The organism is Sorangium sp. KYC3313 (assembly GCF_052075895.1).
Lineage (GTDB): Bacteria > Myxococcota_A > Polyangia > Polyangiales > Polyangiaceae > Sorangium > Sorangium cellulosum_B.
The window spans coordinates 617,625-642,298 of the sequence record NZ_CP197255.1 but is presented as its reverse complement, the minus strand read 5'-3'; the positions used below and the strand labels follow the sequence as shown (position 1 = coordinate 642,298).

15 protein-coding genes, 1 pseudogene and 2 CRISPR repeat arrays are annotated in these 24,674 nt (G+C 70.5%); of the genes and pseudogenes, 13 read left to right on the top strand and 3 right to left on the bottom strand.

Features of this window, described 5'->3' with window-relative positions; genetic code table 11:
* Window positions 1-70: 70 nt before the first annotated feature.
* Window positions 71-940, bottom strand: a complete 870-nt coding sequence (locus tag ACSRUE_RS02565) for a hypothetical protein (RefSeq protein WP_441289627.1) — start codon at window positions 938-940, stop codon at window positions 71-73.
* A 723-nt stretch (window positions 941-1,663) separates the two neighbouring features.
* On the opposite strand from ACSRUE_RS02565, the gene cas6 reads away from it, so the two are divergent.
* The 7 genes from cas6 to cas2 are packed head-to-tail and all read left to right on the top strand — an operon-like array spanning window position 1,664 to window position 9,060.
* A complete protein-coding gene (gene cas6, locus ACSRUE_RS02560) occupies window positions 1,664-2,293 on the top strand; it encodes a type I-MYXAN CRISPR-associated protein Cas6/Cmx6 (RefSeq protein ID WP_441289626.1) in 630 nt (209 codons plus the stop codon).
* A complete protein-coding gene (gene cas3 / locus ACSRUE_RS02555; protein ID WP_441289625.1) occupies window positions 2,293-4,764 on the top strand; it encodes a CRISPR-associated helicase Cas3' in 2,472 nt (823 codons plus the stop codon). The genes cas6 and cas3 overlap by 1 nt, the downstream gene beginning before the upstream one ends.
* Window positions 4,749-6,308, top strand: coding sequence for a type I-MYXAN CRISPR-associated Cas8a1/Cmx1 (cas8a1, locus tag ACSRUE_RS02550; protein WP_441289624.1), 1,560 nt, complete (start codon window positions 4,749-4,751; stop codon window positions 6,306-6,308). The genes cas3 and cas8a1 overlap by 16 nt, the downstream gene beginning before the upstream one ends.
* A gap of 3 nt (window positions 6,309-6,311) precedes the next feature.
* On the top strand, window positions 6,312-7,331 hold the full coding sequence (locus tag ACSRUE_RS02545) for a CRISPR-associated protein (protein ID WP_441289623.1): 1,020 nt from the start codon (window positions 6,312-6,314) through the stop codon (window positions 7,329-7,331).
* A complete protein-coding gene (cas5, locus tag ACSRUE_RS02540; protein WP_441289622.1) occupies window positions 7,328-8,002 on the top strand; it encodes a CRISPR-associated protein Cas5 in 675 nt (224 codons plus the stop codon). Before ACSRUE_RS02545 ends, cas5 begins: the two co-directional genes overlap by 4 nt.
* A 60-nt stretch (window positions 8,003-8,062) precedes the next feature.
* Window positions 8,063-8,755 carry a type I-MYXAN CRISPR-associated endonuclease Cas1 gene (gene cas1, locus ACSRUE_RS02535; protein WP_441289621.1) on the top strand — a complete coding sequence of 231 codons (693 nt, stop codon included), beginning with the start codon at window positions 8,063-8,065 and terminating at the stop codon, window positions 8,753-8,755.
* Window positions 8,756-8,763: 8 nt separating this feature from the next.
* Window positions 8,764-9,060: a CRISPR-associated endonuclease Cas2 gene (cas2, locus tag ACSRUE_RS02530; RefSeq protein WP_441289620.1), complete on the top strand. Its 297-nt coding sequence runs from the start codon at window positions 8,764-8,766 to the stop codon at window positions 9,058-9,060.
* Window positions 9,061-9,319: 259 nt separating this feature from the next.
* A CRISPR array of direct repeats spans window positions 9,320-11,354; the repeat unit is 24 nt; unit sequence GTGATGCCGGAAGGCGTTGAGCAC.
* A gap of 1,100 nt (window positions 11,355-12,454) precedes the next feature.
* On the opposite strand, the pseudogene ACSRUE_RS02525 reads toward cas2, so the two are convergent.
* Window positions 12,455-13,794, bottom strand: a pseudogene (locus ACSRUE_RS02525) (IS3 family transposase); the annotation flags it as partial.
* Between the two features lie 180 nt (window positions 13,795-13,974).
* Window positions 13,975-15,546: direct repeats of the CRISPR family, unit length 24 nt; unit sequence GTGATGCCGGAAGGCGTTGAGCAC.
* Between the two features lie 768 nt (window positions 15,547-16,314).
* Between ACSRUE_RS02525 and ACSRUE_RS02520 the strand changes: the two are divergent.
* The 4 genes from ACSRUE_RS02520 to ACSRUE_RS02505 all read left to right on the top strand — a co-directional run bounded on the left by ACSRUE_RS02520 (window position 16,315) and on the right by ACSRUE_RS02505 (window position 20,536).
* Entirely contained in the window at window positions 16,315-16,710 is a 396-nt protein-coding gene (locus ACSRUE_RS02520; RefSeq protein ID WP_441289619.1) for a hypothetical protein, read from the top strand.
* Between the two features lie 2 nt (window positions 16,711-16,712).
* Complete coding sequence (locus ACSRUE_RS02515) at window positions 16,713-17,744, top strand: hypothetical protein (RefSeq protein ID WP_441289618.1); 1,032 nt, start codon at window positions 16,713-16,715, stop codon at window positions 17,742-17,744.
* Between the two features lie 358 nt (window positions 17,745-18,102).
* Window positions 18,103-19,593: a ferritin-like domain-containing protein gene (locus tag ACSRUE_RS02510; RefSeq protein ID WP_441289617.1), complete on the top strand. Its 1,491-nt coding sequence runs from the start codon at window positions 18,103-18,105 to the stop codon at window positions 19,591-19,593.
* 163 nt (window positions 19,594-19,756) lie between these two features.
* Window positions 19,757-20,536 carry a DUF4142 domain-containing protein gene (locus ACSRUE_RS02505; RefSeq protein WP_441289616.1) on the top strand — a complete coding sequence of 260 codons (780 nt, stop codon included), beginning with the start codon at window positions 19,757-19,759 and terminating at the stop codon, window positions 20,534-20,536.
* 69 nt (window positions 20,537-20,605) lie between these two features.
* On the opposite strand, the gene ACSRUE_RS02500 is transcribed toward ACSRUE_RS02505, so the two are convergent.
* Window positions 20,606-22,048, bottom strand: a complete 1,443-nt coding sequence (locus tag ACSRUE_RS02500) for an aldehyde dehydrogenase family protein (RefSeq protein ID WP_441289615.1) — start codon at window positions 22,046-22,048, stop codon at window positions 20,606-20,608.
* Between the two features lie 81 nt (window positions 22,049-22,129).
* On the opposite strand from ACSRUE_RS02500, the gene ACSRUE_RS02495 reads away from it, so the two are divergent.
* On the top strand, window positions 22,130-23,551 hold the full coding sequence (locus tag ACSRUE_RS02495; RefSeq protein WP_441289614.1) for an aminotransferase class III-fold pyridoxal phosphate-dependent enzyme: 1,422 nt from the start codon (window positions 22,130-22,132) through the stop codon (window positions 23,549-23,551).
* Window positions 23,548-24,522, top strand: a complete 975-nt coding sequence (locus ACSRUE_RS02490; protein WP_441289613.1) for a hypothetical protein — start codon at window positions 23,548-23,550, stop codon at window positions 24,520-24,522. Before ACSRUE_RS02495 ends, ACSRUE_RS02490 begins: the two co-directional genes overlap by 4 nt.
* Window positions 24,523-24,674: the final 152 nt, after the last annotated feature.

The following is a 24,674-nucleotide window of genomic DNA, read 5'->3' as shown; positions in this document are numbered from 1 at the left end:
AGGGCGTGCGCAGGCGTGGTAAGCGGCGACCGGAGGAGCGCCGAAGGGGAGCGTGAGCGTCCGGATCAGATCAGGCGATGCCGACCGGCGGATCGACGGGGGCGGCTTCGGGCTTCACGGGACTGGCGTCTGGCTTCTTCTCGGTCCGAGGGGACGTCGGTGTGGAGCGCGTCGCCGTGTACAGGTTGGGGAATCGGCCCTCGGGATCGTCGTAGTAGAAGAGGAAGCGGCCGACGCGGACGGCCTCGTCGTAATGGCGGAAGAGCAGCTTGGCGGCGCGCGCCTGGTAGCCCTTCCAGAGCGTCTGCTCGGGCGTCGCCGTGGCGCCGAGGAGGCGGAGGAGCTGCGCCGCGAGGGCGGCGGCCTCCTGCTCGTCCTCGCCGCGGAAGTTCCGCTTGTCGTCCTGGATGGCCTCGCGGTGCTTCCGGTACATCTCGGCGGCGCCGGACAGGTCGTTGGCGAGGTCGAGGTGGCCGCTGCCCGCGCGAAGGTGCGCGAGCTGCGCGACCGCCTCCGCGTCGCCGTCGAGATGATACTCGAGCGTCTTCAGCATGCGCGCGCGGGTCTCGTACGCCCGCTCGACGAGGGGGGCCGGGAGCGCTGCCCCGGAGTGGGTGGCCGAGGTCAGGAGGAACTTGTACCGGGCGAACCATGTCGCCCAGGCGACGCCCTCGAGCCCACCGAGCAGCGCGGCATCGAGCGCGCCCGTCGCGGCGATGGCCGCGATGCGCTGGCGGAGTTGCGGCGCGGAGAGCGCCTCGGCCACGCCGATGGCCTGCACGGCGGCTGCCTGGAGATCGAGCCGCGGCACCTCAAGCCCTGCGAGCGGGATGGCGTCCAGCTCGGGCTGCAGGCGCTGGAAGGCCGCCTCCGCGGTGTGGAGCTGGGTGGATTCAACGGCGGGTGTCCCTGATTTGTTCGGGTTTTTGGGTTTGGGCATAAGCACAAGGAGTAAGTCGCCCAGGGAAGAATGCCGCGTGGGAGCACGAATTGAGCGCACTTCTGGAGCAACGTCGCGCGGTTGCGCCCAAGCGGCGCGGTGGTGCGGGGAGGCGTGAGAGACGAAGGCGATGAGGCGCGAGCGCCGGACCTCGGCGGAAGTGGTGGAGGACGTCGAGGGAAGTGCGCGGGGCTTCGCCGGAGGTGGTGGAGGACGTCGAGGGAAGTGCGCGGGGCTTCGCCGGAGGTGGTGGAGGACGTCGAGGGAAGTGCGCGGGGCTTCGCCGGAGGTGGTGGAGGACGTCGAGGGAAGTGCGCGGGGCTTCGCCGGAGGTGGTGGAGGACGTCGAGGGAAGTGCGCGGGGCTTCGGCGGATGTGGCGCCGGGATGCGGGAGGCGCGTGGCCCGGGTTCAGCCTCGTGGGCGGGGGCAGGATGCGGAGACGACGGTCGTGCTGTGGCAGCTGGCTCGGTTGGCTGAGCAGCGGCTCGGACAAGGAGCGCATTCCGGCATCACGGCGCGGATTCTCACGAGCACCATGCCTTCCAGCTGCGGACAGGCAGGCTGTTGATTCTTCCAGCAATCGAGAGATGGTCACAAGCGCTCTGTCATCTGTAATCTGCTAATAGAGGAACGCAGGCGAGCGCGGCTGCTCTGCTTCGTCGACAAGGCTGAGCCGCCGTTTGTGGCATGAATACCCCACCTGTTCTTCAAGGAGATGCCGGTGTCCCAGGAGATCGCGCCACGCGTCGATATCGCGTTTCACCTCGCTGCGAATCTCGTCCCGCTCGACCACGGCTATGCCCTGTTCGGCGCGATCTGCCGGATCGCCGGCGATCTGCACGGCGCGGGGTGGCTCGCGGTGCACCCGCTCCCCGGCGTGCCACGGCCTGACGGCTTGCTCGCGGTGGACGCGCGCCGCGGCCTTCGCCTCCGGCTGGAGCCTGGTCAGATCGCTCGCATCCTGTGCCTTGCCGGCAAGCGTCTCGAGCTCGACGGGCACTCCGTGCGCGTGGGCGTCTCCACGGTGCACGCCATCGAACCTGCCAGGACGCTCCGCGCCCGCATCGTCGTCATCAAAGGGTTCACCGAGCCGGAGCCGTTCCGGGACGCGCTGCGGCGGCAGCTCGACGCCATGGAGGTCGCGGCGCGCATCGAGCTCGGGCGGCGGCGCACGATGACCGTCAACGGATACACCGTCGTGGGCTTCGAGACCACGCTGCACGAGCTGACCGCGGAGGGGTCACTGCGGGCGCAGTACGCGGGGCTCGGAGGCAAGCAGCGGATGGGGTGCGGCGTGCTCGTGGCGAGTGGTCGCGGTGGGCGCGCCGCGCAGCCGCCGGTCGAGGCGTGATGCGCCCGCCGCTCCTCGCGAAGTCCTACGACCACCGTGACTTCAAGGGAGCCCCGCCCGACTTTGCGCTCCTGACCCAGCACAGCCGCGATGTGGCCGCAGCGTGTGCCTCGCTGGCCGAGGTGGTCGGCCCGGCCGCCCTCGAGGCCGCCGGGCTCGATGCGCGGGAGGGCGAGCGCTTCGCCTCCACGCTGCGGCTCTGCGGCTGGATGCAGGACCTCGGGAAGGCGAACAGCGATTTCCAGGCGATGGTGCGCGGCCAGACGCAGATCCAGCAGCTCGTTCGTCATGAGCTCGTCTCCGGCTTCCTCGTCTGGCTGGACCCGGCGATCCGCGGCTGGCTCGCACCGATGGAAGAGATCCTCCTGGTCGCGACGTGGGGCGCGCTCGGCCATCACCGCAAGTTCGACGACGAGCCTGGGATCAACCTGGGGACGGCGCTCACCGTGCACGCAGCCCACGAGGACTTCGCGACCATCCTCCGGGACATGGCGGCCGACCTCGGGCTGCCAGCGCCGCCCAGCTTCGCCCGCGACTTCACGATTGGCCGCAACAGGCGGGGCGACGCCGACCGTGCTGCTGGGCCGATGCGGCAACAGATGGTCGACGGCTTCCGGGACGCCGAGGCTGCGTTCCAGGGCGAACCTGCGCGCCGCTTCGTCGCGCTCGTCAAGGGGTTCGGCATCGCCGCGGATGTGGTGGCGAGCGCCGTGGCTCGTCGCGGCGTCACCGCCGCGCGCTACTCGCTCCCCGAGAGCATTGGCCGCAGCTTGTCGACGACGCTCACCCGCGGCGACCTGACCGCGCTGATCCATCGCTGGGCGTGGCGCACGTACGACCGCGATGCGCCGGTCGACCTCTCGCAGCTCCCACCCGGCTTCGGCTACCGGCCGTTTCAGGAGCGCGTGGCGGCGTCCCCTTCGCGCCTGACGCTGGCCGAGGCGGGGTGCGGCTCCGGAAAGAGCGTCGCGGCGTATCTCTGGGCGCGCGAATGGGCCGCGCGCCGCGAGGCCGCGGGCGCGTCGGGGTTCCGGTTGTTCTTCTGCCTCCCGACCACGGGCACGAGCACCGAGCACTTCAAGGACTACGCCCTTGAGGCGGATGTCCCGGCGGAGCTCGTGCATTCGCGGGCGTCCGTCGATCTGCAGACGCTGGCCACGACCGCCGATCAGGAGGAGGACGACGACGAGGACGCACGAGCCGGCGCCGCGCGCCGCGATCGCGCCGCGCCGGCGGAGAGCGCGCTGAGGGCTGAGCGCGACAAGATCGAGGCGCTCGCGCTGTGGAACGCCCGCGTCGCGGTGACGACCGCCGACACCGTGCTCGGGCTGATGGCGAACGCACGCCGCGCGCTGTGCGCGCTCCCGGCGATCGTGCAGTCGGCGATCGTCTTCGACGAGATCCATGCGTTCGACGACCAGCTCTTCGGTCACCTGCTGGTGTTCTTAAGGAACTTCCCGGGTGTCCCGGTGCTGCTGATGACCGCCTCGCTGCCCGAGGCGCGGCGTCGGGCGCTGGCCGAGGTTCGCCCCGATCTCCACGTCGTGCCCGGGCCGCCCGACCTGGAGACGCTCCCGCGCTATCTCCTCGTCGAGGTCGAGGGGCTCGATGCCTGCTGGCCGGAGATCGACGGTTGCCTGCGGCGAGGCGGCAAGGTGCTCTGGGTGAGGAACCGCGTCGAATGGGCGAACGCGGCCTACCGCGGCGCGCTCGAGCGGTTCCCCGAGACGAACGTCGACGTGTATCACTCGCGCCTGCGGTACATGGATCGCAGCCACCGGCACCGCCGCGTGATCGATCGCTTCAAGCGCCCGGGGGCGCCCGCCCTCCTGGTCGCCACGCAGGTGGCAGAGATGTCGCTCGATCTCTCGGCGGACCTGCTCGTCACGGACGAGGCGTCCGTCCCCGCGCTGATCCAGCGCCTTGGACGTCTGAACCGGCGCGCCACGCCCGAGTCCCCGGGGAGCCCGAAGCGGGCGCTGATCGTGCCCATCACCGCGAAGCGAGACATCGCCCCCTACAGCGAGGAGGAGATCGAGGCGAGCCGCACCTGGCGGAGCGGCCTCGTGAAGCTCGGGCGCGCGCTGCACCAGCGCGATCTCTCGGAGCAGTTCGCTCTCGTCGCCTCCGGGCGCTCGCTCGACTACAGCGCCGCCGAGGAGGCGGCCGTGTTTCTGGGGGTCCCGGAGCGCACCGGCCTCTGGCGCACGCGGCCCGGTAGCACCCGCGGCGTCGGGTACACAGTCACCGTGCTGCTCCAGCGCGACATGGACGCGCACCGGCGGGAGCACGGCGCGCGGGTTCCGGCCGCCGAGTGGCTCCGCGAGCACGAGGTGTCGATCCCGATCGCCCAAGGGGTGGGCAGCTGGCCGCGCGTGGCCGGGCTGCCCGTCGCGCCCGAGGACGCCGTCACGTACGACTACGATGACTCCACAGGAGAAGGGACCGGCGCGCGATGGCGAGAGAGCTGATCTACCGGCTCACGAACCCGAACTACACCGTCTACCATCGCGCGGCGCTCGGAGGCCTCGCGGCGACGGTGCTCGCTTGGCAATCGAAGCGGGGCAGTGCTCCGGCCGGGATCGAGCACGATGTCCAGCGCGACCGCGTGACGCTCGCGTGGGGCGACAAGCTCTCCGATCAGGAGGCGCTGCAGCGGATCCTCGACGCCTCGTTCCGGCTCACCGAGGGCAAGCTGATCGATCTGGTCGGTCAGGCTGTGGCCGTGGACGACGTCGCGCTGCGGGTCGCCATCCACAACGGCCTCTGCGCGACGTTCCTGCAGCACAACAAGATGCGCCCGTCGGAGAAGGAGCCGAGGCGCGTCGAGATCAGGAGCGCGGACGACGAGTCGCGCGGGCTGTTCACGTACAAGGCGATCACCTCGTACGCCCACCAGAAGGCGCAGGGGACCGGTCTGCTCGAGCCCGCGAAGAAGGGCTCGCCGGCTGGGCGATTTCCCGCGGTCGCGACGATCCCGCAGTCCGTAGTCCCGGGCGCCGTGGCGGGTATGCAGCAGCTCCAGACCACCCCGGAGGAGGCGATCCTGCTGCTCTACCTGATGGTCGGCAGCGCGGTGTTCCTGCTGCGTCCGCGGACGTACAAGGAGAAGATGCAGGCGTGCGTCGTCGTGCCCGACGTGCGCGATCTCGTCGCGTTCTCGAGGGCGATGCGCGCGGTGGCGGGCGTGGACGTCGAGCGGCCGCGGCTCAGCGGCGGCTACCTCGGGCGCGTCGCCGGCGGCGTCGAGGAGGCGGCGCTGCGGCTGCTCATCGATCTGACAGCGGACGACCTGCGCGAGGACCCCGCCGTGGCGGGGCTCCAGGCGATCGCGATGGGGAAGGTCGCGTGGGACAAGAACCAGGTCAACCGGAGCGCGTCGATCCGGCTCGGGCTGACCTATCCCGAGCTCGATGTGTTCCTGTGCGCGAGCAAGCACAAGGACCTCGGGAAGGCGAGGATCGTCCCGGGGAGCAAGGGCGACGGCTACGCTGTACCGAAGAGCCCGATCCCGGAGGTCATCGCCGCGAACCTCGCCGCCGGCCGGCACTGGGCGGCGCACTTCCGCGAGCTGGTGAGCGAGTCGAAGGATTTCAGCAGGATGCGCTTCGCGCGGAAAGGGCTGCAGGCGATGAAGGAGGTCATCAAGGACGGCGTCGATCAGGCCGTCATCAACATGTTTCACGAGGCGTGGCACAGGAAGATGGGCGCGCTCGGGGAGCGGGCGCGCAGCGAAAAGGCGCCCTTTGAGTGGGCGGTTGAGCGGGAGCAGGAGCGCATCCGGAACTCGATCCTGCGCGCCAAGACTGCCGAGGCGCTCGCTGGCTGGTTCCTACGTTTCTGTGCCGATGCTACGCAAGGGGGGACGCTGGCGGCGGCGAGGAAGGAGGCCGCGACGCTGCGCGAGTTCCTCTTCAACGAGCGGAATGCGAGTCGATTGCAGAATTTGCTCCTCTTCGCGCTCGTCAGCTACGCGAAGGACGACACCAAGCGTGAGATCAAGCGAGAGGCGTGAACGATGGCCACGAACTATCTCTATGGCACGGTGCTGACGGGTGAGGCGGTTGCTGCCAACAACCGCGGCGAGAACATCGGGAACACGACGACGCTGCAGAAGGTCTTCCTTCACGACGACCTCCACACGAGCGTGTCGGCGGAGTCGATCCGCTTCGCGATCCGCTACCGCTTTCAGCTCCAGGAGCTCCGGGTCAACCGCAGCTATAGCGGCACCCTCGGCAGGCTGGAGTACGCGGACGAGAAGCGGGCCGGGTGGGACCCATCCGGCGAGGTCTTCGTCGACGACGACCTCATGGGCTTCATGGATGCGGCGGCGGCGGCCAAGGAGCGAGAGGAAGAGGACGCCGACGAGGGCGAGGTGGACGCGGACGCTGCCGGCGCGAAGGGGAGCAGCGGCAAGAAGGGCAAGCAGGTCGCGAAACCGAAGGTGAAGGGCAAGACCACGAAGCGCCCGAGTCCGCTCGCGATCGGTCGCGCCGTGTCGCTGCGTCCGTACCGCGGAGAGCTCTCGTACAACGCTGTCAGCGGCGAGAAGGAGAAGGGCAAGCTCTCGCTCTACAGCGCGGAGATGCACACGACCGAGTATCAGTACTCGTTCGGGCTGAACCTCGGCGACGTGGTGGACAAGAGGAACATCGGCCACCTCGTCGATGCGATCCTCGACCCGCCGCCGGTCGCCGGGAATCACGCGCGCTTCGCGTACGATTTCTCTCCGGCGTCGATCGTCCTCCGCCTCACCCAGGCGCACTCGCCGCGGATCCAGAACTGCTTCGAGCACGACGAGGCGCGCCGTACCTACAAGGTCGATCGTCTGCTCCAGCGCGTGGAGAGCGGCGACGTGCCCGCGGGGGAGCTCATCGTGGCCGGCGAGCTGGTCGCCACACCCGCCGGCGCGCGGCTCAGAGAGCTCGGCGCGACCGTGCTGCCCGGGATCGCGGCGGCAGGAGCCGAGGCGCGCGCGCGCATCGCCAAGCTCGGAGGCCTGTTCGCGGCGGTCGCCGCGCCCGGCGCGAGGGGATGATCACCGTACGCGTCCAGGCGCCGTACGCGAGCTTTCGCCGATCGTACGCGCGCTCGTTTGCGGAGAGCTACCCGTTCGCGCCGCCGGCGACGGTCTACGGCATGCTGCTGTCGCTCGTGGGCGAGCGCTCGCGCGCGCGCCACGTGGGGGTCCGCCTCGCGTTCGCGTACGCGCGCCAGCCGGCCGTCGCGACGACGCTCCGCAAGCTGAGCCGTTACAAGTACGGGGTGGCCACCAAGCAGGAGAAGCTCGGCAATGCGCCGGACTTCGTCGAGACGCTCTGCGGGCTCGATTTCCTCTGCTGGATCGACAGCTCCGGCGAGGTCGGAGCGGCGCGCCACGGCGCGGGGGTCGCGCGGCTGGAGGAGCGCGTGGAGCGCGCCCTGCTGTCGCCGGAGACCGTCACGCGGAGCGGCATCGTGTGCCTGGGCCTCAGCGACGACGCGGTCGACGCGGTGACGCTGGTGCGGCGGCCCGAGGGGCGGTGGCGGTCGCTGGTGCCGGACGAGGCCGGGGAGGTGGAGCTGCCCACGTGGGTCGATCACGTGGGCTCCCTCGATACGCGCTGGCGTCGATTCCACTTCGATGCAGAGCCGAAGGAGAGCGCGCCCTCGCCTCCGCCGGAGCACTTCGTGGCGATCGAGGATCCGCGCCCCGGCCGTCGCGAATGAGCCGCCGAAGGCGCCTGCTTCCTGGCGCCGCAGGCCGCGGCCTACCTACGGGATGCGGTGATGGCGAAGATCGAGATGCAGCTTCGCCATGTCCTCAAAGCGTCGCGCAAGGACGGCGCGGTGCGCGCGGGCATCGAGGAGCCGATCGAGATCCTGCGCGGCGGCCTTCGCCGCGCGGCGAAGGCGGTCGATCGTACATCGCTCATCGGTCAGGAGGGCAGCGCCGCGCGCGGCTACTTCGGCGCGCTCGCGGCGCTCGTTCACCCGGAGGCTGGAGACGCGCTGCGGCCGCGCGGTCGCTCTCGCCGGCCGCCGGAGGATCGCTTCAACGCGCCGCTCTCCTTCGGCTACACGCTGCTCTACCGGGACGTGCTGAGCGCGATCCTCTGGGTGGGGCTGGAGCCCGGCTTCGGCGTGCTGCACCAGCCACGTTCCGCAGCGTTCCCGCTGGCCCTGGATCTGACGGAGCTGTTCCGGGGCCCGGTGGTCGACATGGCGGCCCTCGGCGCCGTCAACCGCCGGACGTTCGACGCGGAGCGCGACTTCGTGATCACGGGCCGGCAGGTCTGGCTGTCGGACGCTGGCCGCCGTGCGTTCATCGAGGTGTACGAGCGCCGCAAGCACGAGGAATACCGCCACGACGTGCTCGGCTTCTCTCTCTCCTGTGCGCGGACGATGGAGCTCGAAGCGCGGCTCCTGGAGAAAGAATGGTTGAGCGAGCCTGGTCTGTTTGCCCGTTTTCGAATCCGGTAGAGGTCCCCATGCCCGAGCCCCGTCACTGGCATCTCGTCGGGTACGACGTCTCCGAGCCCAAGGCGCTGCGCAAGGTGCACAAGGTGCTGAGCGCCTGGGGCAAGCCCGTTCAGTACTCGGTCTTCCGCGTGCGCGGGACGGCGCGCGAACTGGCGCGCCTGCGCTTCGAGCTGACCGGGCTCATCGCCCCGACGGACCGCCTGATGGTCATCCGACTTTGCACGGACTGCGCCACCAGGGTCACCGTTCAGGGCCACGATCTGACGCCGCTCGATCTGGAGCCGCCGCCGTTCCGGATGGTGTGATGCGGAGGATCAAGCACCGGCGTGCGATGGCTCGCGCGCCCTGGTCTTTGACATTCTAACCCAGTGATTACGACGATTTACGTCGTGATGAGGGCTGGGCAGGTGCGTGAATGGGCCCCGACGCGCGGGAAGGCGCTGCTGGACGTGGAGCGCGCACGCAAGCGGGGCGTGGACGGGGGCCGGGAAGGGAGGTGCTTGCTGGAGTGTGGGAATTGATGAGTCATATCCATGGGTTGTGGGGGGCGGGGCGATCCCCGCCGTGATGCCGGAAGGCGTTGAGCACCGGTGCCGCCAGAGCGCGTCGTTGAAGCAGTCCGTCCGATCCCCGCGGTGATGCCGGAAGGCGTTGAGCACCAGACTGCGCTCGCCACCCGCACCGACCGCGCCTGTCCGCTCCCCGCCGTGATGCCGGAAGGCGTTGAGCACCAGACTGCGCTCGCCACCCGCACCGACCGCGCCTGTCCGCTCCCCGCCGTGATGCCGGAAGGCGTTGAGCAGAGCGGGATGCGCGGCGCCGCAACGTCCGATTTCGGCCGCTCCCCGCCGTGACGCCGGAAGGCGTTGAGCACAGGGAGACCCCGGACCGTTCCGCCAGGTCTTTCAGCCGACCCCCGCCGTGATGCCTGAAGGCGTTGAGCACCAGACCCTGCAGATGGGCGCCGAGGTGGTGCTGATCCGATCCCCGCCGTGAAGCCGGAAGGCGTTGAGCAGATGCCCATGGGGTACCAGCCGCCCATGAGGCCGATCGCGATCCCCGCCGTGATGCCGGAAGGCGTTGAGCAGTCGTATGGGGCGCCGCCGTCGTCGGTCAGCAGGAGCGATCCCCGCCGTGATGCCGGAAGGCGTTGAGCAGCGCTGGACCTCGGAGTAGCTCGTCCCTCGGCGGATGCGATCCCCGCCGTGATGCCGGAAGGCGTTGAGCACTTGTCCCAGAGCTTCTCGGCGCTCTGCCACTTGACCCGATCCCCGCCGTGATGCCGGAAGGCGTTGAGCACCACGTGACCACGAGGAGACCCGCCGGGACGATGACCGATCCCCGCCGTGATGCCGGAAGGCGTTGAGCACTAGCCGAAGCTCGCCCACGTGTACCGGCCGACCCACCGATCCCCGCCGTGATGCCGGGAGGCGTTGAGCACAAGCGCGTTGAGCGCGTGGCCAGCGTCGACGAGAAGCGCCGATCCCCGCCGTGATGCCGGAAGGCGTTGAGCACTCGCCCCCGCCGCCCGTCGCCGAAACGGTCGCGTCGGCCGATCCCCGCCGTGATGCCGGAAGGCGTTGAGCACAACTCGGTCTGGTCTGCCCAGGCGTACAGGTGCCCCGCCGATCCCCGCCGTGATGCCGGAAGGCGTTGAGCACCTCGCGTCGGTGTCGAATCAACACCCCGAGATCCTTCCGATCCCCGCCGTGATGCCGGAAGGCGTTGAGCACCACCCCGGGTTCGGCTCGTCGGGCGCGTTGACCTCGTGATCCCCGCCGTGATGTCGGAAGGCGTTGATCACTCCCAGTCGCGCGGGCTTCCCGCCCCGACGACCTCGCGCTCCCCGCGGTGATGCCGGAAGGCGTTGAGCACTCGCACCAGCCGCTCGTCTCGCCCGGGTCGATGCCGCGATGCCCGCCGTGATGCCGGAAGGCGTTGAGCACCTCGGGCAGCTTCTGGAACTCCGCAGCTATCCCACGCGCTCCCCGCGGTGATGCCGGAAGGCGTTGAGCACATTTCTCTCTCGATGTCAGAATCCTCCCACAAGCTCGCGGCGCTCCCCGCGTGATGCCGGAAGGCGTTGAGCACCCCAACGGCGAGGATCCGCGGTTCCTGCGCCCGATGTGCGCTGCCCGCCGTGATGCCGGAAGGCGTTGAGCACTCGAGGGCGGGATCGAGGGCCTGATCGCCGGGCGCCGAGCGCTGCCCGCCGTGATGCCGGAAGGCGTTGAGCACATGTGCGCGAACTCGCTGGCCGCGTCGCCCGCTTCGCTGCGATCTCCGCCGTGATGCCGGAAGGCGTTGAGCACTACTTGCCCCATGGTCCCAACGTGATTGGCGGCGGCGGCGCTGCCCGCCGTGATGCCGGAAGGCGTTGAGCACGCGCTCGTCGGGCAGGACGCCACCCTCGGCAAGGGCTCCGATCCCCGCCGTGATGCCGGAAGGCGTTGAGCACAACCAGCGCAGGTTCGCGTCGTCCGCGTACTCGCCCGATCCCCGCCGTGATGCCGGAAGGCGTTGAGCACAACATCCGATACGTTCGACTTCCGGAATTGCGCAACCGATCCCCGGCGTGATGCCGGAAGGCGTTGAGCACATCTTCGCGTGGGCGAAGATCAAGCGCGCCCCCGTCCGATCCCCGCCGTGATGCCGGAAGGCGACAAGGGGATCCCGCCGACCATCGCCCCGGTGACCATCCGATCCCCGCCGTGATGCCGGAAGGCGTTGAGCACCCGGGGTGCCGGGCCAGTCTGCGGATGCGGGGCGACCCGATCCCCGGCGTGATGCCGGAAGGCGTTGAGCACACCTCGCCGCCGACCTGGATCGTGCGGTTCTGCTGGTTCCGATCCCCGCCGTGATGCCGGAAGGCGTTGAGCACCTGGTCAACCCATTTGCGCGCTCTGCCGAGCTTCCCGATCCCCGCCGTGATGCCGGAAGGCGTTGAGCACACGATGCCTTACGCGCTCTACGTGAGGCGACGTGGCCGATCCCCGCCGTGAAGCCGGAAGGCGTTGAGCACTTGCTGAGCTTCGCGGTCGAAGGGCCGTAATATCCGCCGATCCCCGCCGTGATGCCGGAAGGCGTTGAGCACAAGCACGCGCCCAGCCCCACCATCCCGCGCGAGCCCATCCGATCCCCGCCGTGATGCCGGAAGGCGTTGAGCACACCGCCCTGGCCTAGACCTGCTCTGCCTGCCGCGGGCGATCCCTGCCGTGATGCCGGAAGGCGTTGAGCACTCGTCGCGGCTCGCGTCGTAATTGGCCCACACGTGCGATCGCCGCCGTGATGCCGGAAGGCGTTGAGCACGTCTCCCGACCGGGGACGTGTGCGGCCGCCTGACTCGCGATCGCCGCCGTGATGCCGGAAGGCGTTGAGCACCTCGTCGACAGCAAGGGCAGCGGATGCTACTCGTCGAGCGATCACCGCCGTGATGCCGGAAGGCGTTGAGCACAACTCATGGCACTTCCTCATGCAGCGGAAGGGAATCCGGCGGAAGTTGCCAACGGGTTTGAGACAGGCCGGACGAGAATCCTATGAGGAGATCGCGCTGAGGGGCGCGTTCCGGCACAGGGCCCCCACCAGTCGAGGTCGGGGCGGCCGCGTCACAGCGGCGGGCGTTGCGCCAGGTTCGGCCGCGGCGCTGGTCGTGCCCGTGTGCGGCCCCGCGGCCTCGTCGGCAGCGTCGTCAACGGACAGCGGATTGATGGCTACCGAAGCGGGCGGCCGACGCACAACGGGCGGACCGTTCGGGAAGCGTTCCGGGTGCGCGGCGTACGCTGTGTCGAGGGCGACTTGGCGCCGAGCCGCGACATCTTCGACTCGGCCGTAGAATACATCAGCAGGTGTGAAGAGCGCAAGGCCAGAATGCTGATGAAGGTCGTTATACCAGCCGAAGAACTCCTGGCACCACGCTCGTGCATGAGCCGGCGAGGCGAAGCGGTCCGGATAGTCGGGCTGGTACTTGAGCGTCTTGAACTGCGACTCGGAGAAGGCGTTGTCATCGCTGACGTGAGGCCGGCTGAAGCTTCGAACGACGCCGAGCGAGCCGAGGAGCTGAGCGAGCCCCTCCGACCTCATCGCGGAGCCGCGGTCGGCGTGCACCGTGAGCGAGCCGGGCTCGACGCCGTGGCGGGCGACCGTCTCTGCGAAGAGTTGCTCGGCGAGTTCGGCGCTCTCGTGCTCGGCGAGCAGCCAGCCAACGGTCATGCGACTGAACAGGTCGAGGACGACGTACAGGCAGTAGAAGACCCCAGGCAGCGGCCCGCGCAGCTTGGTGATATCCCACGTCCAGATCTGGTTGGGGGCCGTGGCGGTGAGCGTCGGCTTGGCATGCTTCATCGGCCCACGCTGCGCGCGTCGCTCGCCGCTCTCGCCCGACGCCGCGAGCAGGCGGTACATCGTGCGGATGGAGGCGAGATAGACGCCGCGCGACAGCAGCGTCGCGTAGACCTCCGGCGGGGGCTGGTCGACGAACTCGTCGCTGTGCAACACATCGAGCACGGCTTGCCGCTCGGGGTCACTGAGCCGGCGTGGGCTCGGAGCGCTCCCGTGCAGCGCACGCGGCATCGCGGGCTGGGTCTGCCGGTAGAGCGTGGCGCGGCTGATGCCGAGTGCCGCACACGCCTGCGCGATGGGGACGTGCGGGTCATCGAGCTCTTCGATGACGTCCATCAGCGCTCTTCGTCGTTCGTGAGGTTGATGCCCAGAATGGCAGAGACTTTTTTTTGGAGATCTATGAGCTTCTCAGCGAGCGCGAGCTTCTCCTCGAGCCGGGCCGAGCGCTTCTCGAGCTCGGCGATGCGCCGATCCTTCGCGTCCTGCTTCGGCTTGCGGCCGGGCTTACGCCCCGCGAGAGCCTCGCTGCCGTGGAGGGCGAGCTGCTTGCGCCACGCCGTCAGCAGGGAGCTGTAGATGCCCTCGCGGCGCAGCAGCGCCTCGATGTCGCCGCGCTGGGTGCATGCGGCCGCCTCGCGAACGATGCGCAGCTTCTCCGCCGCCGAGAACTTCCGCCTCTTACCCGGCTTCGGCACAGTCTCGACGGCGACGCCACTCGGGCGTGGAGCAGCGCCCTGCGCCGCTGGGGCGGGGGTAGGATCGACGGATCGGAGATGGGAAGGCTTCGGCACGGGTCAGGTCCATTCTCCGCCCTCTCACCACAGATTTCCAGGGGGAGCCTGTCTCACCCGACGTTGGCACAGAGGGCGGCGATCCTCGCCGTGAAGCCGGAAGGCGTTGAGCACCAGAACATCGACCACCATAGCCGGTGGTCCTGGAACATGCGCTCCCCGCCGTGATGCCGGAAGGCGTTGAGCACACCCGCGTCGCCATCATCGGCGCCCGCGCTCACCGTGCGCTCCCTGCCGTGATGCCGGAAGGCGTTGAGCACCACCTCAGAGCGTGGCGACCAGCGCGACGAGTCGGGCGCTCCCCGCCGTGATGCCGGAAGGTGTTGAGCACTCCGAGCCAACCTCGTCCCAGCGCCCAGCACCCGGCGATCGCCGCCGTGATGCCGGAAGGCGTTGAGCACGGGCCGACGATGACCTACGTGCCGGTTCACGCGCGCGATCGCCGCCGTGATTCCGGAAGGCGTTGAGCATCTGCCCGAGCAGACCTGGTTGGACATCTGCGCGCTGCTGCGATCGCCGCCGTGATGCCGGAAGGCGTTGAGCACAAGAGCGGCGAGAGGACGGTGCACACGGTCGCGAGCGATCGCCGCCGTGATGCCGGAAGGCGTTGAGCACGTCAGCACTGTGACTCAGGGGATCATCCTACCGAGGCGATCGCCGCCGTGATGCCGGAAGGCGTTGAGCACAGGGGTACGTGTCGCCCGATGCGCGCCGAGCGGATGGCGATCCCCGCCGTGATGCCGGAAGGCGTTGAGCACTCCCAGACCCCGCCCTCGCGATTCTCGACGGAGATGCGCTCCCCGCCGTGAAGCCGGAAGGCGTTGAGCACTCGCGCAGGATCTCCAGGCAGCCCCATCCGATCGTGCGCTCCCCGCCGTGATGCCGGAAGGCGTTGAGCACGTAACGCCCAATCAGATCGTCACAATCGCAAGGTCGCGCTCCCCGCCGTGATGCCGGAAGGCGTTGAGCACGGCGTATTCGAGGCCTCGTCGTAGCTGTACGTGAGCGCTCCCCGCCGTAATGCCGGAAGGCGTTGAGCACCCGACCATCGTGAGCGCCACCGGCCGCGGGAGGTGGCGCTCCCCGCCGTGATGCCGGAAGGCGTTGAGCACTGCGACGGGACCGCGGTGCAGCCGGTGACAACCACGCGCTCCCCGCCGTGATGCCGGAAGGCGTTGAGCACATCCCGACCTCGGCTTCGTCATCGACCTGGGCGGAGCCGCTCCCCGCCGTGATGCCGGAAGGCGTTGAGCACGCCGCGGTCCTGAACGCCGGCGGGGACCCTCACCTCCCGCTCCCCGCCGTGATGCCGGAAGGCGTTGAGCACTTCATCGTCCCGAAGTAGTAGGTCGCGGCCCTCTGCCGCTCCCCGCCGTGATGCCGGAAGGCGTTGTGCACTCTCGACCGGCTCGAACTCCACCGTGATGCCGGAAGGCGTTGAGCACGTGCTGTTCGCCGCGGTGGTGGGGACCGCGTAGATCCGCTCCCCGCCGTGATGCCGGAAGGCGTTGAGCACATGGCCGCCGAGGCCCGCGTGCGCGATCGGATGCAGCGCTCCTCGCTGTGATGCCGGAAGGCGTTGAGCACTCCAACCACGGAGCCGAGGAGCGCGGGGTCTCGCGAGAGGCGCTCCCCGCCGTGATGCCGGAAGGCGTTGAGCGCACCAGAACACGGGCGGGACGAACGCCAAGGCGCGTGATCCCCCGCCGTGATGCCGTTGAGCACCCCAAGCTCGTGGGCGAGCTTCACGCTGTCGTCGCCGTGATCCTGTCGATGCTCCTCGGAAACCGCGTGGATTTGGACAGGCCGACCCACCTGGCTCCCCGGACCCGAGGCGGCGCGAGCCGGCGGGACCTCGCCGGTCCCGGGGGCGTAGGCCAGCGCTTCGACCGCCGAGAAGTGGCCGTCCGCCGCCCTCATCGCCGACGATCTCCCTGCCGGCAGCCCAAAGAGCGAAGGCCCGGAGCACCACCTCCGAGCCTTCTGGCCGTTCACCAGGACGTGAGCCGACACGCGGGGGGCCGCACGTCGGCCCAGTGGAGGTCCACTTGTCAGCAACCGCCGGCGCCGGGACATGGACGCCATTCGCTTCGTCATCTGCGCGCGACGGCCCGGCCGACGCTCGGCCGTGGAGCCTCGTGCCCTGCCCTGACGTCGGGGCACACGGACGTCACACGGAGACGGACGGGCCAGGCCGACGCTCATAGCGGATGGCGAGCTGTCGAGCGATCCGTTTTGAACGTAGCGAGCCACCGGTGGACGAGACAGTGCCAAGCGTCGCTGACGCGCGCTCCGGTCCACCGCCGCGACCGGTCGCGCTTGCGCTTGGTCCGCCGGTGGCAGGCTCGCGCGAATGTATTGTCGCTCGGATCACCATTGACGTCGCCTTCCGGTGGGAGGACGGTGCGCGCGTCCGGAAAGAGAGGAAACATGGGAGGGGGCCTGAAGAAGGCGAGCGCGCTCGTGCTGTGCGGCGTCCTTGGAATGGTGCTCACGTCTGCATGCGACCTGTCCTATACTTGCGACACCGTGGAGCCGGGAAGTGCGGGTGCTGGATACCCGACAGAATCCGTAGGGGCGGGAGATTATCTCGGACCAGGTGACGAAGGCGCAGCCGAAGACGTAGGCAGCGAATCGTTCGAGCTGATGGCAGGGTGCTCACCAATCAACAAATGTACCGAGATGTACGACGCCTGCGTCGCAAAGGGCTATCCATGCAACCGCTACGTCACCACAGGCTACACGCTCTGCGCCATCTGCCAGGACAATTGCTGGCAGGAGCATGATTACAAGTACAGAGAGTGCTATGGCTGTGGGTTTCGTTGAGCATGACACCCCTCGTTGACATTCGCACGGCGACGCACGTTGCCTTCGACGCGCCGACCGCAGAGCAATTGCTTCGCATCGGCGCGACCCGTGTCGTGCTCGCTTCCGACCGCCTTCTTACCGGACCGAGCCGCCCGAGTCCTCTTGAGCATGTCCGGCAGCGTCAGATTTGGTGGAGCTCGGACGAGCTGTGGGATAGCCTCTATTCGTCGGAGACCCGGTGGGAGTTGCCTGTCGTAACGTGGGTATCATCGAGCCTCCACGAGCGGGTGAACCTCTGGCGGACCTGTAGCTGGTTGCGCGACCTGGGGCTCGCCTGCGACGACATCCTCATCCTCGAGCTTGAGCCCGTCGTCCGTTCAAGGGCAAGAAGTCACGAGGGGTCGAAGCGGCCGTTTGATTGCAGTCATTCGGTGTCCGACCACCCTGACGAAGTCCTTCTCGCGCGAATCGAGAAGGCGAGACCCTGGCCGCCTGAACGCTACGCTCGCGCTGTTCGCCTCTGGAACAGCTACGTCGACGAGGACCCCTTGCCGTTCGTGGAGAGCTGCTCTGCCGGTGACAAAAGCTTTCCAGAGCTCGCTCCCCTGTGGGCGTTCCTCTCTTCCTTCTTTCCAAGAAGGACCACGGAAGCAGCCTTGCGCCTGAGTCGATTCGACGAGATCACGCTTTCTCGCCTGTTGCCTGAGTGGCAGACGCCGGCGGGCGTGGCAGCCCAGAAGTCGGAGACGCTCGTGGACATGTGGCATTTGCTCTTCTGTACGGGCGACCTGTTCCTGCCGCGCCGGCTGGAGCACTGGGCAGACCACGACTCGAGTGCGGCTGTGGAGCGCGGGCCTGGCCCAAAGCCGCCTGGCGCTGGCTACCCGATGCTTTCGAGCGTCTACCGCCTCACCGAGCGTGGGACGCGGCTCCGAGACGAGGGGCTCGACCAGCTGACGGATGCGCCAAGCCTGCCCATTGCCGGGACAGAGGCGTACTCAGCCTCAGCCCCGTGGGTGCTGCTCGAAGACGGTCGGCTCGCTCGCCTGTGAGGGACAGCAGCGGCTCCAACCAGCGCGCCCGACCGAGGGCACGGGCACCGCTGGCTCTTGGGCGGCATCGACGGACCCACTCGATGTGCTCCTTCCGCGCTCGATCGCCGCGCCGGTATGTCGTCATCTGCCCTTCACGCCTCGCCACCTCGGCGAGCTCGCCAGCGCCGCGCTCCGCCCTGTCCCGGATCGACAGCGAGCTCCTGCTCCACGCGCTCCGCCTTGTCCCGGATCGACAGCGAGCTCCTTCCTCCACACGCTCCGCCCGCGCTGCGTCGGCGCCGGCGCCGACGCCGGCGCGCAGCGTCCCCGAGCCCATCGATCCGGCCTCGCGCGCCCCTCTGCTACCCTTCCGCGAATGGAACGCCACCGCTCGCTCCGCATGACCCTCCTCCTCGCCGCTGGCGCCGCCGGCTGCTCCAACGCGAAGAGCCCCGAGATCGCGGTCGTCACGCTCGGCGAGCCGCAGGCCACGCCCCGAGACGCCGGCGTCCCGGAAGAGCCGGGCCAGTCCGCGCCCCGGCCGCCGCGCGGCGTGGGCTGGGTGACGGAGCGGGACGGCACCGTGCACCGCGCCACGCGGGTCCGGTGCGACGCGACCGTCAGCCAGCGCGCGTGCAGCGGCACGGAGCGAACGTTCCAGTGCAAGACGGACGCCGATTGCACCGAGGGACCCCGCGGAAAGTGCGTGAGCTCGTTCGGGCAGATAGGCGCGTATTGCGGCTGCGAGTACGCCTGCGAGAGCGACGCGGAGTGCGGCGCGTCCGAGGCCTGCGTGTGCAAGGGGACAGGCGCCCTCCGGGAGCAGCACTCGGTCTGCGCAAAGGCCCTCTGCTCGGTCGACGCCGATTGCCCCGGAAGCACCTGCGGCCTGTCGGCGTACTTCAACGGGTGCTGGGAGCAGGTCACGCTCGCCTGCCGCACCAAGGAAGATACCTGTCAGAGCGACGCGGACTGCCGATCTTCTGACGAGAACCGCGGCGCCGCCTGCGTCGTCTCCGACCCGGAGGGAGAGAGCGTGCGCTGGGAGTGCGCCGGGATCTCCTGCGCCATCGGCCGCCCGCTCGTCGTCGACGGCCGGCCGCGCGCCGCGCAGGGCGCCGCGCGCGTCGACTGGCGCGCTCCCGCCGAGCTCGATGTCGCGTCCCTCTCGCCCGAGCTGCGCGAGCTCGCCGCGGCGCACTACGCCGCCGTCGCCGCGCTCGAGCACGCGTCCATCGCGAGCTTCGCCCGCTTCTCCCTCCAGCTCCTCGCGCTCGGCGCCCCGGCCGCCCTCGTCGGCGAGGCACACCGCGCCGCGCTCGACGAGGTGGAGCACGCGCGCCTCGCCTACGGCGTCGCCTCCCGCCTCGCCGGTCGGGCCATCGGCCCCGGGCCGCTGCTCGAGGCGGCCACGGCGCCGCTCGGCGCGGGGGTCGCCGAGGTGGTGGAGGCGCTCGTCGAGGAGGGCTGCGTGGGCGAGGCGCTGGGCGCGGCGGAGGGCCGTGAGATCGCGCAGCGCGCGGGGGATCCGGCGCTCGCGGCCACGCTCGCGCGCGTCGCCGCCGACGAGGAGCGGCACGCGGCGCTCTCCTGGAAGGCGCTCTCGTGGATGCTCGCGACGTTCGGCGAGCCGGCGCGCTCCGCGGCGGAGCGGGCGTTCTCCCGCGCCGCCGCCCGCTACGCCGCCGACCCGGCCCCGGGGCCCGCCGTGCACGAGGCGCTCGGCCTGCTCCCGGCGCGCGCGCTCGGGGCGCTGCGCCGCGAGGTGCTCGCCGAGGTCATCGCGCCGTGCCGCGCGGCCCTACCGGGGCTGTCCCGCGACAGCGCTGCCGCGCAACCGCCGCGTCCGCCACAGGCATCCTCCTGACCGCAAGCGGACGGATGAGGCAGATTCGCCCGCTCCCGTGGCAGCTCGCCACAGCGGGGAGAGGGGCAGTCGCGTGGATTCGGGAGAAAAGGGGACACCCGTGCCCGTGCACCGGATCTTGCACGGGGCCGGCACTCGAATCCACGTGAGGAGGTCTTTGCCCATGGTCGCATCGCGCAACGCTCTCGTCCTGACGATCGGTCTCGCGGTCGGCGTCGGCTGCTCCAACCCGCCCACGGCGAGCAGCCCGAGCACGAACGAAGCACCACCGCAGCCGGCCCCGGCCGCCGCCCCGCCGCTGCCGGAGGAGGCCCCTCCCGCGACGCCGCCGGCCCCGCCGCCCGGCGCCGAGCCGCAGGCGGGGGCGGCGCAGCCGGGGACGGCCACGACGCCGAGCGCCCCGGCCGAGGCCCCGCTGACCGACGAGCAGATCCTCGCCGTGCTCGACGCCTCGAACAAGAAGGAGATCGACGAGGCCCAGCTCGCGCAGACGAAGGCCAAGAGCAAGGACGTGAAGGCCTATGCCAAGGTCATCGCCCAGCACCACACCGAGGCCAAGGCGAAGCAGGCCAAGCTGGCCAAGAAGCTCGGTATCACGGCCGCGGGCTCGGACAAGAGCGAGCAGCTCACCGAGGAGACGCAAAGCGCGCTCGAGCAGCTGAAGGCGCTGCAAGGGGCCGATTTCGATCAGCAGTTCGTGGCCACCATGATCAAGGATCACCAGAACACGCTCGACTTCCTCGACAGGAAGGCGCTGCCGAACGCGAAGAACGCCGATCTGAAGGCGCTGGTCGAGAAGGACCTCCGGCCGACGATCGAGAAGCACCTGAAGGACGCGGAGGCGCTCTCGCAGAAGCTCGGCCCGGCGGGCGCGACAGGCACCCAGGGCGGCGCGCAGCCCCCGGCCCCCGGCACGAAGGAGGCCCCGCCCCCGCCGAAGTAGTCGGCTGCAGGCGAAGCACGGAAGAGGGAGACGAGCGCGGGGCGCGTCGCCAGCGCCGATGCGCCCCGCTCAGCTGAGAGAGACCCAGACCGATTTGAGCTGCGTCAGCTCGTCGAGCACCGCGCGGCCGTTCTCCCGCCCGAAGCCGGACTGCTTGGTTCCGCCATACGGGCTCGCCGCGTCGAAGCGGTTGTACGTGTTGATCCAGACCGTGCCCGCCGAGAGGCGCGCGGCCAGCGCGTGCGCCTTGCCGACGTCGCGCGTCCAGATGCCCGCCGCGAGGCCGAACTCGGTCGCGTTCGCGACGCGCGCGGCCTCCTCCACGTCGTCGAAGGGGAGGACCGCCAGCACGGGGCCGAAGATCTCCTCGCGGGCGAGGCTCATCGACGGGGAGACCGCCGAGAACACCGTCGGCTCGACGAAGAACCCCGGGCCCTCGCGGCGCCCGCCGGTCTCGCGGCGCGCCCCCTCGGCCGCGCCGCGGTCGATGTGGCCGAGCACCTTCGTGAAGTGCGCCTCCGAGACGAGGGGGCCCACCTGCGTCGACGGATCGAGCGGATCGCCAGGGACCAGCCGGCGCGCGCCGCTCGTGACCACCTCCAGCACGCGGTCGTGCACCGAGCGCTCCACGAGGAGCCGGCTCCCCGCCGTGCAGAGCTCGCCCTGGTTGTAGAAGATGGCCGTCACCGCCGCCTTCGCGGCGCTCTCCACGTCCGCGTCCGCGAAGACGATGTTGGGGCTCTTGCCGCCCAGCTCCAGCGACAGCTTCTTCAGCGTGCCCGCCGCCGCGCGCATGATCGTCCTGCCCGTCTCCGTGCCGCCCGTGAACGAGATCTTCGCGACGCCCGGGTGCTCGACGAGCGCAGCCCCGGCCTCCTCGCCGTACCCCGTGACGACGTTGACGACCCCCGGCGGCACCCCCGCCTCCGCGAGGATGCGCGCCAGCTCCAGCGTCGTGAGGCTCGCCTCCTCCGGCGGCTTGACGACCACCACGTTGCCCACCGCGAGCGCGGGCGCCACCTTCCGCGCCGCGAGCAGGAGCGGGAAGTTCCAGGGGATGATCGCGCCGATGACGCCGAGCGGCTCGCGCACGGTGTAGTTCAGGAACGGACCCCGGACCGGGATCGTCTCGCCGCCGAGCTTCGTCGCCCACCCGGAGAAGTAGAAGAACGTGTCCGCCGTGCGCGGCACGTCGATCGTCCGCGCGGCCGTGATCGGCTTGCCCGTGTCGAGCGCCTCGAGCCGCGCCAGCTCCTCGCACCGCGCGAGGATCAGCTCCCCCGCCTTCCACAGGATGCGCGCGCGCTCGTTCGGATCCAGCGCCGCCCAGCGCGGAAACGCCGCACGCGCGGACGTTACGGCGGCGTCCACGTCCTCGAGGCGGCCACGGGCGAGCCGCGCGAGCGCCCCGCCCGTCGCGGGGTTCGCGGTCTCGAACGTCTCGCCCGAGAGCGCCCCCCGCTCGGCGTTGTCGATCCAGAGACTCTTCACCGTCTCGCGCGTATCACCCATGCCTTCGTCGTAGACCCGCGCACCCGGGCGCGGCAAGCGGCGATGACACGCGCCCCTGCGTGCGGGATACTCGCGCTGCCTATGGATTTCTCCGATCGCCCCACGCTCCCGTCCGTCCCTCCGCGAAGAGTCGTCACCGAGCTGCCCGGGCCGAAGGCGCGCGCCTGGATGGCGCGCGGCGGCTTCGACATGCAGTCGAGGTACCGCGCGGTCGTGATGGACGACGTGGCGAGCCGCGGGTGCTCGCTGGTCGACGTGGACGGCAACGTGTTCCTGGACCTGTTCGCGAACTTCGCGCTCGGGGCGCTCGGCTACAACCACCCCGCGCTGGTCGAGGCGGCGCACCGCGAGGCGTTCATCCGCGCCGTCGCGAACCCGACGTCGACGCCGTTCGTGACGACGCCGGCCTGGTTCGAGTTCGTGGAGGCGCTCGAGCAGCGGTTCGCGCCGCGCGGCATGGCGCGCGTCTTCTGCGTGGACGCGGGGGGCGAGGGCGTCGAGTCCGCGATCAAGGCGGCGTTCATCCGGCACGGCGAGCGCCGGCGGGAGGCCGCCGGGCTGCCGAGGAACCCGCTCGAGCTGCCGGAGGAGGTGCAGAAGAGCATCCTCGACAACGCGGGCACCGACGCGGTGGTCGTGTCGTTCGCCGGCGCGTTCCACGGCCGGGGCCTCGGGCCGATGTCCGCCACGCACTCGAAGGTGATCCACAAGGCCGACCTGCCCGCGTTCCCCTGGCCGACGGCGCCCTTCCCCGCGAGCCGCTTCCCGCTGGCGCGCTTCGCCGACGAGAACGACCGCGCCGAGGCGGAGGCGCTCGCCGCGCTCGAGCGGATCCTCGACGCGCACGACGGCCGGGTGGCCGCCGTGATCGTCGAGCCCGTGCAGTCCGAGGGGGGCGACCGGCACGCGAGCCCGGCCTTCTTCCGCCGCGTGCAGGAGCTCGCCGGGAAGGCGGGCGCGGCGCTCATCCTGGACGAGGTGCAGACGGGCATGGGGATCACCGGCACGCTGTGGGCGCACGAGCAGCTCGAGCTCCCGCGCCCGCCCGATCTCATGTGCTTCGGGAAGAAGATGCAGATGGGCGGGTTCTTCGCGACGAGCGCGTACGACGTCGCGCAGTTCGGGCGCATGTACCAGACGCGCAACGGCGACCGCGCGCGGTCCGCGATCGCGCTGGCGACGCTCCGCGCGATCGAGTCCGAGGACCTGCTCGGCAACGTGCGCGCGACGGGCCGCCACTTCCTCTCGCGGCTCGAGGAGCTCTGCGAGCGCCACCCCGCGCTCGCGAGCGAGCCGCGCGGCCGCGGCTTCCTGCTCGCGTTCGACCTGCCGACGACCGCGGCGCGCGACGATTTCCTCTCGCGCGCGCTCCGCCGCGGGGTGTTCGCGAGCTACACGGGGACGCGCTCGGTGCGGCTGCGGCCGCACCTCATCACGACGATCTCGGACGCCGACGAGGCGACCTCTGTCTTCGACGCGGTGCTGCGCGAGATGGCCGGATGATCGTCGATCCGCGCGACGTCTGCCCGGGGGAGGGGCCGGAGAAGGTCGCGCGGGCGCTCGCGCAGTTCTCCGTGGACGAGGCGCAGGACGGCGCGGCGTTCGACGAGGGCTACCGGGCGCTCGACGCGGTCTTCGGGCCGAAGGGCGAGCTCGAGCGCCGGGAGGTGCTCTGGGCGTGGCTCACCGGGGCGCACACGGACGCGGGGGCGCCGATCACGGCGACGTACCACATGCTGCTGGCGCGCAGCGCGGACGACGGGCGCCTCGCCGGCGTGCGCGACTGCTACGTCACGCTGGACCGCGCGGCGCGGCGCTGCGTGGCGCTCCTGTCGCACGCGCTCGTCCTGCCGGCGTTCCGCCGCAGCGGGCTCGCCGCCCTGCTGCGCGCGGCGCCCGTCGCGCTCGCGCGCAGCGCGATCGAGCGTGCGGGGATCGCGGCAGAGCAGGCCGAGATCCTGCTCGCCGCCGAGATGGAGGCCGTCGATCCGGACGACCGCGACACGGTGGTGCGGCTCATCGCGTACGGGCGCGCGGGGTTCGCGATCGTCCCGCCGGACGTGCTCCCGTACGCGCAGCCGGATTTTCGCGACACCGCGGCGCTCGGCGTCACGCCGGTGCCGCTGCCGCTGCTCGCGGTGGTGCGCCAGGTCGGCGAGGAGGAGCGCGACGAGATCCCGCGCGCCCGGGCCGAGTCGTTCCTGCGCCATTACCAAGCCGTCCACGCGCGCGAGGTGAGCCAGGGCGAGCTCGCGCCGATCCGCGAGAACGCGCTCGCGCGCCTGGCGGCGTTCCCGGGCGAGCGCGTGCCCCTGATCCGGATCCCGTGGGGGCCGGCGGAGATCGCGGGGTTCGCGCCGGTGCTCCGGAGCGCGGTGATGCCGCTGTTCCCGCCGGCGTGGCGCGGCAAGGCGCCGCTCGACGTACCCGAGCGGGAGCTCGAGAGGCTCTGCGCGGCGTGGTCCTCGGGATAGCCGGAGCCAGGAGTCCCTGGGGCTCCGCGACCCGTCGCAGGCGCCGGCTGTTCGGCGGAGATCCCTGCGAGGGCTCCGCCCGGGGCGCGTCGGAGCGCGGTCGGCGGCGGCCAGGCGGGCGGCTCCACGCGAATCCTGCTCGGCGGGTCGCC

What these genes read in the sequence shown, in the direction of transcription:
- ACSRUE_RS02565 (WP_441289627.1), bottom strand. Translation starts at nt 940, where the DNA reads ATGCCCAAACCCAAAAACCCGAACAAATCAGGGACACCCGCCGTTGAA.
- cas3 (WP_441289625.1), top strand. Translation starts at nt 2,293, where the DNA reads ATGCGCCCGCCGCTCCTCGCGAAGTCCTACGACCACCGTGACTTCAAG.
- cas8a1 (WP_441289624.1), top strand. Translation starts at nt 4,749, where the DNA reads ATGGCGAGAGAGCTGATCTACCGGCTCACGAACCCGAACTACACCGTC.
- ACSRUE_RS02545 (WP_441289623.1), top strand. Translation starts at nt 6,312, where the DNA reads ATGGCCACGAACTATCTCTATGGCACGGTGCTGACGGGTGAGGCGGTT.
- cas5 (WP_441289622.1), top strand. Translation starts at nt 7,328, where the DNA reads ATGATCACCGTACGCGTCCAGGCGCCGTACGCGAGCTTTCGCCGATCG.
- cas1 (WP_441289621.1), top strand. Translation starts at nt 8,063, where the DNA reads ATGGCGAAGATCGAGATGCAGCTTCGCCATGTCCTCAAAGCGTCGCGC.
- cas2 (WP_441289620.1), top strand. Translation starts at nt 8,764, where the DNA reads ATGCCCGAGCCCCGTCACTGGCATCTCGTCGGGTACGACGTCTCCGAG.
- ACSRUE_RS02520 (WP_441289619.1), top strand. Translation starts at nt 16,315, where the DNA reads ATGGGAGGGGGCCTGAAGAAGGCGAGCGCGCTCGTGCTGTGCGGCGTC.
- ACSRUE_RS02515 (WP_441289618.1), top strand. Translation starts at nt 16,713, where the DNA reads ATGACACCCCTCGTTGACATTCGCACGGCGACGCACGTTGCCTTCGAC.
- ACSRUE_RS02510 (WP_441289617.1), top strand. Translation starts at nt 18,103, where the DNA reads ATGGAACGCCACCGCTCGCTCCGCATGACCCTCCTCCTCGCCGCTGGC.
- ACSRUE_RS02505 (WP_441289616.1), top strand. Translation starts at nt 19,757, where the DNA reads ATGGTCGCATCGCGCAACGCTCTCGTCCTGACGATCGGTCTCGCGGTC.
- ACSRUE_RS02500 (WP_441289615.1), bottom strand. Translation starts at nt 22,048, where the DNA reads ATGGGTGATACGCGCGAGACGGTGAAGAGTCTCTGGATCGACAACGCC.
- ACSRUE_RS02495 (WP_441289614.1), top strand. Translation starts at nt 22,130, where the DNA reads ATGGATTTCTCCGATCGCCCCACGCTCCCGTCCGTCCCTCCGCGAAGA.
- ACSRUE_RS02490 (WP_441289613.1), top strand. Translation starts at nt 23,548, where the DNA reads ATGATCGTCGATCCGCGCGACGTCTGCCCGGGGGAGGGGCCGGAGAAG.